Annotated in this window: 9 protein-coding genes; 6 read left to right on the forward strand and 3 right to left on the reverse strand. The window is 55.7% G+C overall.

Annotated features, from left to right (window positions below):
- The first annotated feature begins 90 nt into the window (after positions 1-90).
- Complete coding sequence (locus tag C471_RS16075; protein ID WP_004050854.1) at positions 91-450, forward strand: hypothetical protein; 360 nt, start codon at positions 91-93, stop codon at positions 448-450.
- On the opposite strand, the gene C471_RS17295 is transcribed toward C471_RS16075, so the two are convergent.
- Positions 447-1,217: a hypothetical protein gene (locus C471_RS17295; RefSeq protein ID WP_152421930.1), complete on the reverse strand. Its 771-nt coding sequence runs from the start codon at positions 1,215-1,217 to the stop codon at positions 447-449. The two genes, C471_RS16075 and C471_RS17295, sit on opposite strands and share 4 nt — an antisense overlap.
- 140 nt (positions 1,218-1,357) lie before the next feature.
- Between C471_RS17295 and C471_RS17530 the strand changes: the two genes are divergently transcribed.
- The 5 genes from C471_RS17530 to C471_RS17305 all read left to right on the forward strand — a co-directional run bounded on the left by C471_RS17530 (position 1,358) and on the right by C471_RS17305 (position 4,088).
- Positions 1,358-1,510 carry a hypothetical protein gene (locus tag C471_RS17530; RefSeq protein ID WP_160163159.1) on the forward strand — a complete coding sequence of 51 codons (153 nt, stop codon included), beginning with the start codon at positions 1,358-1,360 and terminating at the stop codon, positions 1,508-1,510.
- A 99-nt stretch (positions 1,511-1,609) separates the two neighbouring features.
- A complete protein-coding gene (locus tag C471_RS17535) occupies positions 1,610-1,768 on the forward strand; it encodes a hypothetical protein (protein WP_160163160.1) in 159 nt (52 codons plus the stop codon).
- Between the two features lie 36 nt (positions 1,769-1,804).
- On the forward strand, positions 1,805-2,338 hold the full coding sequence (locus C471_RS17300) for a hypothetical protein (protein WP_152421931.1): 534 nt from the start codon (positions 1,805-1,807) through the stop codon (positions 2,336-2,338).
- A 45-nt stretch (positions 2,339-2,383) separates the two neighbouring features.
- Complete coding sequence (locus C471_RS16080) at positions 2,384-2,890, forward strand: hypothetical protein (RefSeq protein ID WP_004050855.1); 507 nt, start codon at positions 2,384-2,386, stop codon at positions 2,888-2,890.
- A 493-nt stretch (positions 2,891-3,383) separates the two neighbouring features.
- Positions 3,384-4,088, forward strand: a complete 705-nt coding sequence (locus C471_RS17305; RefSeq protein ID WP_152421932.1) for a hypothetical protein — start codon at positions 3,384-3,386, stop codon at positions 4,086-4,088.
- Positions 4,089-4,165: 77 nt separating this feature from the next.
- Here the strand turns inward: C471_RS17305 and C471_RS16085 are convergent, their stop codons facing one another.
- Together C471_RS16085 and C471_RS16090 are read right to left on the reverse strand one after the other, a co-directional pair.
- A complete protein-coding gene (locus C471_RS16085; protein WP_004050856.1) occupies positions 4,166-4,759 on the reverse strand; it encodes a hypothetical protein in 594 nt (197 codons plus the stop codon).
- Complete coding sequence (locus C471_RS16090; RefSeq protein WP_004050857.1) at positions 4,756-5,325, reverse strand: hypothetical protein; 570 nt, start codon at positions 5,323-5,325, stop codon at positions 4,756-4,758. Before C471_RS16090 ends, C471_RS16085 begins: the two co-directional genes overlap by 4 nt.
- Positions 5,326-5,367: the final 42 nt, after the last annotated feature.

Genomic DNA, 5,367 nt, shown 5'->3' on the forward strand with positions numbered 1-5,367 from the left:
CCTCGTGACCGAGATGCAGGAGTACTACCCCGACCGGCGGGTGACCGGCGACACGCTCGCGGACGTGGTGCACTGGAGGGTCGATGATCTATGGGAGTGAACGGAACTCGGCAGGCGCGGTTCGACGCCCCGCCGCGAGCCGTGCGGTTCGATGAGACGGAGTCGGTCGTGACGCGGCGCGTGTTCCGGTGTGACGGCTACGGGTTCGAGAACATGATCGAGTACGATCTGCGCGAGGAGGGCGACCGACTCGCGTACGAGCGCAAGCTCGACACCTTCATCGAGTGGTTCGAGGATGCGATCGAAGCGGCCGACGGTCGGGTGTACGTCGATAAGGAGGGTGGCTACCGGGTGTTCCGACGCGGGGAGACGCTGATCGCCTGCAACGTCGAGGAGGTCTCGAAACGCGACCGGCGGATCTACTTCACGGTCGACGTGCTGGAAGATTAGTCGTTCTGCTGTTCTCCGGCTTCTTTTCGCCACTGTTCAACGATATTGTCTGCTAATCCACCGCCTTCGTATCTGTATTTCTTCCCAGCGGCGACACCCTCAATAATCTCTTTCACGTCGTCCGCATGGTCGGGACTCCAGCCCTTTTCTCGAATCAGCCACCCACGAACAGCAGTCGGGTCGACTTCAATGCCCTCAGCCTGGAGCTTTTCAAATATTCGAATACACCTCGCGCGGTCCGTACTATGTGTGATTCCTGTGGATGTGTTCACGAGAAAGTCTAGGGAATCGACAGCAGCTTCTGCGACTGGATTTGAAATTTCAACAAGATCGGAGCTGGAATCCGACCTGAGATTTGTCGCACCCCACGTGCCCACCCACGATTCAATTCTTTCTTTCGAGCGTGTTATTACGAGTACGTCACTCACTCCAGACAGTTTGTCTACTACATCAAGCAAATCAGTACTAGGAAAGGCAACGAGCACCGGACCGGACTCCCAATTTTCAGGTTTTACCCTCTTTGTGGCGAGGTCAACAGTTCCCTCTCCGAGTCGGACACGATTCTTTTTCTTTAATTCACGCACCGCACCCTCTCCAATCACATTACTGATAGCGTTGTCAAGTACCCGTTTTGTATCCACTGCGAGCAAGAAATCTTGCTTTCCTTCATCAGTAAAAGCGTGTAGCCACTTGACGCCAAATTCAATCGCCTCTTTAATATCTCCGCTGGCCTCGATATACTGAACAGTCCGATTTTGATTCACCATACAAGAGATAGTAGATAAGTTGTAAAATATCTAATGTTGTCCCCATAGATGTAATTCTACTCTACATAGTAATTACTAAATAGGATCCGTTCTTTGAGAGATACGTGCTCGGGGAAACCCGACACGCATGGTGACCACACATGTCCGGAGCACTCGACGACGTAAGACCTGAACAGCCGATCAACGACCGCCTCGACAACGACGCTTCGTGGGAAGCGGTTGCAGAGCGCGTGACGGAGAAACTCGACGAGTCGGCGGAGATATTCGACAGCGTCGAGACGATCCACGAGTAGGACGACCTCGACGACTGGACGGTCGAGTACACCGAGGGCAGCTCGTCGATCGCGTTCGAGCACCCCGACGGCGCGTGGGTCCGGATCAGCGAGGGCTCAGTGGACGGCGGGTTCGACGTGCATACGTCGACCGGCGACGACAGGGCGGTCCCGCAGCGCGCGATCGTCTCGACGAAGTCCTACATCCACAGTCTCGACCGGTGCGTGACGACGGCCGTCGCTCGGATCTGCGCGTACAGTCGTGACGGCGCGTTCTGACGGGAGGTTAAAGGCGATCCTTCGAGTGGTTGGTGTATGCCCGCCCAGCGAGAGTATACCGTTTCTGACGACTACAACGATACAGAAGTTCTCAGATTCAGCATCGAGGGCGATCTCGAACGATGGCGCTCTGTTTACTTCACCGATCAATCTCCCAATTTCACACTAACTGTTGAGAATTTAACCGAGAAAAAAGTAGATGGAACGAATTGGCCGCGACTCATTTTTGACGAATCCGATGATGATTACGATTCGGCTGAGCAAATGAATTGCACTCTCAAACCACGTGATACGACCTCATTAGAATTTAGACATGACATGCTATCTTATCAGGGAAATGCAGCAATTGGAATCCACCCGATGACTGCATCCGAGAAAGATGGACGTTACTCATTATCAAGGGATCATGATCGAATCGAGCGCCTCTATACGTTCATGGTGTACGATCGAGATTACTACAAGTTGAACTACCTCCGGCCGCGGCGAGCGCAATACGCAGCAGCGCTCCTCACGGTACTCGTCGTAGTTGTCGGTGTCATTCAACTGCTCAACACTGCCGGTGCTCTCTAGCCCACCAGCCGCCTTTTTCACCCGAGGTATTCTACTCGTGGGCATATGTCTGAAACCTTCTCCTCGCTGCCGTCGCGGGCGCTGACGGAACGGGAGGTCCAGAGCCTCGACGACGCAACAGCGTACTGCCGGGATCCTGAATCGGGCGCGGCGTACATCATCGTCTATCTCACCGACAGCTCCGTCGTCGCGCTTGGCTACGATCAGCGCAAGGACGGGTGGGTCCAGTTCCATTCCCAGGATGGCGAGTTTTCCGAGGCGGCCGTCGACGACCTCGACGATGCCGTAAAAGGATGGGCGCGATCTCGCTTCGGCGATCGCCTCAACGCCGGCGACCTCCGAATGACCGGCCCGTACGATTCGACGCCAGAGCGTGACGAGGAGAAAGAGATGCCGTGGGAGGTCAAACAGGGGCTCGAACCAGAGTACGATTGCCCGGATTGCGGATTTCACGAGAGCGGCTTGACCAAATCGCCACAGGACTATCTCCAGCATCTCAAAAAGGCGCACGGATACGACGACAGCGAAGCGATGGAGATTCTCAACGGCTAATCCAATGTGGACTCGACGTGAACCTACTTCATCAGAGCGCAACCTCGATCTCTGGTCGCCGGAGAAGGTTTATTTTTAGGTACCTTCTGGGTGGTAGTATCGGATGAATTTACGAGAGTGGCTTTCTCGTTCAACGCGACGACTCTACAGGGCCATCTATGCCCATCTCCTACTTCCCATTCTCGGAGTTGCAATTTTATGCGGTATGATCCTGTCCTTGGTTTTCGATAGAATATTTTCTCTGGGAGACTATATTAACCTCATAATTGACACAGTAACTACGGCTTCAGAAGATGGCCTATTACCTTGGATACTAGTAATGTACATCTGGGTAGCATACCGCATAGAAAAGTATCTAACCCGGAGAATAGACTATCTACACACTCGGCGAGCGTCTTCGATTACTCGGATGAAGAGGGTAGGTCTATTGTCAGTGATTTTAACTGGAATAGTGCCAATTGTAGTCTCCATTTTCTACCCCGGTCTGTCCTACATGTTGGACCAAGCAATGCTGTGGGCAGAAACAAATCCATCGCAAATGTCCGTGCTATTAACGACTGGATTGGTCGTGCTATATTTTATGCAGTACCATACTCAACGTCAGCAGTCCCTCCTTCTCGATCGGCAGACAAACCTCTCCGAATTAGAATATCAACCATCATTACAACTTAAAGAATGGACCCCGGACGAAAATAATCTTCAACTGACGCTTCACAATGCCGGACGCGGAAGGGCACATCGAGTTCAACTTATATTTGACGGATGGGTGGGTGCTGTATCTGATCTGAACAGTGATGAATGGGATTTCCGCTCGGTACGATACTTACCCAAAGAAGGGCGAAATCAACAGTATGAACAACCAGAGATACTCCAAGCGGGCGAAACAGAGACGTTCGAGATTCGTGTAGGCTTAGACCGTAGAATCGATGACGATCCCGCTGAAAGAGAAGTAATTTCACTGACTCAGATAACCAATAATATCATTGAACAAGAGGGAGGAGAGCCTCTATTCACATTACAACTCCGTTTACGCGCCTGGAATGCGCAGGGAGCCGTAGCATTCGATAGTACCTTTTGGCGTGGTCAAACTCGCTTGGACTCCCCTCAAGACTTCGAAACTATTGTTCAAAATGCTGAAAACATATCCGTTGGGCTTTCAGCAGACGATCGGCAACATCTCCCGACGCTCGATGAGTAGTATAGCTCTTCACTATCACTCCCGGATATACTGGCTACAATACCCTCATTGAATGGTAGGAGGAGAACAATTGAGCGTCACGAGCCCTCTACAAGGTCATCCAGCCCGACACCGTCCAGAACGTGCTCCTCGTGATACGCCTCTTCTGCGAGCCACGCGTACAGCGTCCGCACGTCCTTCACGAGGTGCCGCTTCGCGTCCCGAGAGACGTACCGGGCCACAACCCGCGACAGCGTCTCGACGGCTATCTCGCGGTCGTGCGACTCGATCAGTGACACATCGTTCCGCCTCTCGAACCGCCGAGCGTACGCCGCGAGTCGCGACCGCGTCGCCTCGATCGTCGACTCCGCGAGCCCTTGCTCCCGAAGCGCCTCGACGTGGCGATCGAGCGCGATCGCGACGGCGTCGTCATCGAGCTCCCACTCGTACCCCTCGCTCGGGATGATACCCACGTCGCCACGGAAAAACTCCGTCGGCGTCCGGTCGTGGTGCTCACGAAGCGTGTAGATGAGCCCCGCGAACCCGTCTTTCACCCACCGGTGGGGCGGGTGTTCGGCTTCGGGATCCATGCCGTCGGCGCGCATGGCCGGCGCGACCGTCGCCCAGTACTCTTCGATGAGCTGATCGATTGTGAGCGCGCTCCACCGCACGTCCACTTCCTCCGGGCTCACCGCGATTCCCCCGCGATCATGTCGTCGCCGTCGCCGCCCGAGCCAGTATCGCTTTCGGTATCGCTGGCGGTATCGAAATCGGTACCGAAACCGATACCGGAAACGGTATCACTCACTCGCGGGGGATTCACACGCTCTCGGACGAACTCCGGCGCGTCACGCGTCGGCACAATCCGCGACCGATAGATCGTCGCACTGTCGTCGTCGCGACCGATATCGAAGTCGGCGAGCGACTCTTCGAGGATAGCCCGCGGGGCGGTATCGTGCGTCCACCCGGCGGACGGGTAGGTACTCCAGCGGTGGAACGGCGATTCATCGTCGCCAGCGCCGTCGTCGTACGCGAGCCACCACTCGTGATCGGCGGGGAGGTACAGCCGGATCGCCACGGTGCCCCGTGTTGCGTGCAGTGCATCGAACCACGCGCCGGCGTCGATCGCGTCGTTCGTCTGGCGCCCGGCGAGCACGTCGACGACCGGCTTGGTCGCTCGCGACGGCGCGAAGGGTGAGCCCTTACACCCGACGAGCAGGCGGTAGGCGGTCGGCCCGGCGGTTCGGCGCGTGCCCATCACCCGAGCACCCCGTGGAGCGCGAGCGCGTTCGTCAGCGCC

It is taken from the genome of Halorubrum saccharovorum DSM 1137 (genome assembly GCF_000337915.1).
GTDB classification, from domain to species: Archaea; Halobacteriota; Halobacteria; order Halobacteriales; family Haloferacaceae; genus Halorubrum; species Halorubrum saccharovorum.

What these genes read in the sequence shown, in the direction of transcription:
- C471_RS17305 (WP_152421932.1), top strand. Translation starts at nt 3,384, where the DNA reads ATGTTGGACCAAGCAATGCTGTGGGCAGAAACAAATCCATCGCAAATG.
- C471_RS17295 (WP_152421930.1), bottom strand. Translation starts at nt 1,217, where the DNA reads ATGGTGAATCAAAATCGGACTGTTCAGTATATCGAGGCCAGCGGAGAT.
- C471_RS16080 (WP_004050855.1), top strand. Translation starts at nt 2,384, where the DNA reads ATGTCTGAAACCTTCTCCTCGCTGCCGTCGCGGGCGCTGACGGAACGG.
- C471_RS16075 (WP_004050854.1), top strand. Translation starts at nt 91, where the DNA reads ATGGGAGTGAACGGAACTCGGCAGGCGCGGTTCGACGCCCCGCCGCGA.
- C471_RS16090 (WP_004050857.1), bottom strand. Translation starts at nt 5,325, where the DNA reads ATGGGCACGCGCCGAACCGCCGGGCCGACCGCCTACCGCCTGCTCGTC.
- C471_RS17300 (WP_152421931.1), top strand. Translation starts at nt 1,805, where the DNA reads ATGCCCGCCCAGCGAGAGTATACCGTTTCTGACGACTACAACGATACA.
- C471_RS17530 (WP_160163159.1), top strand. Translation starts at nt 1,358, where the DNA reads ATGTCCGGAGCACTCGACGACGTAAGACCTGAACAGCCGATCAACGAC.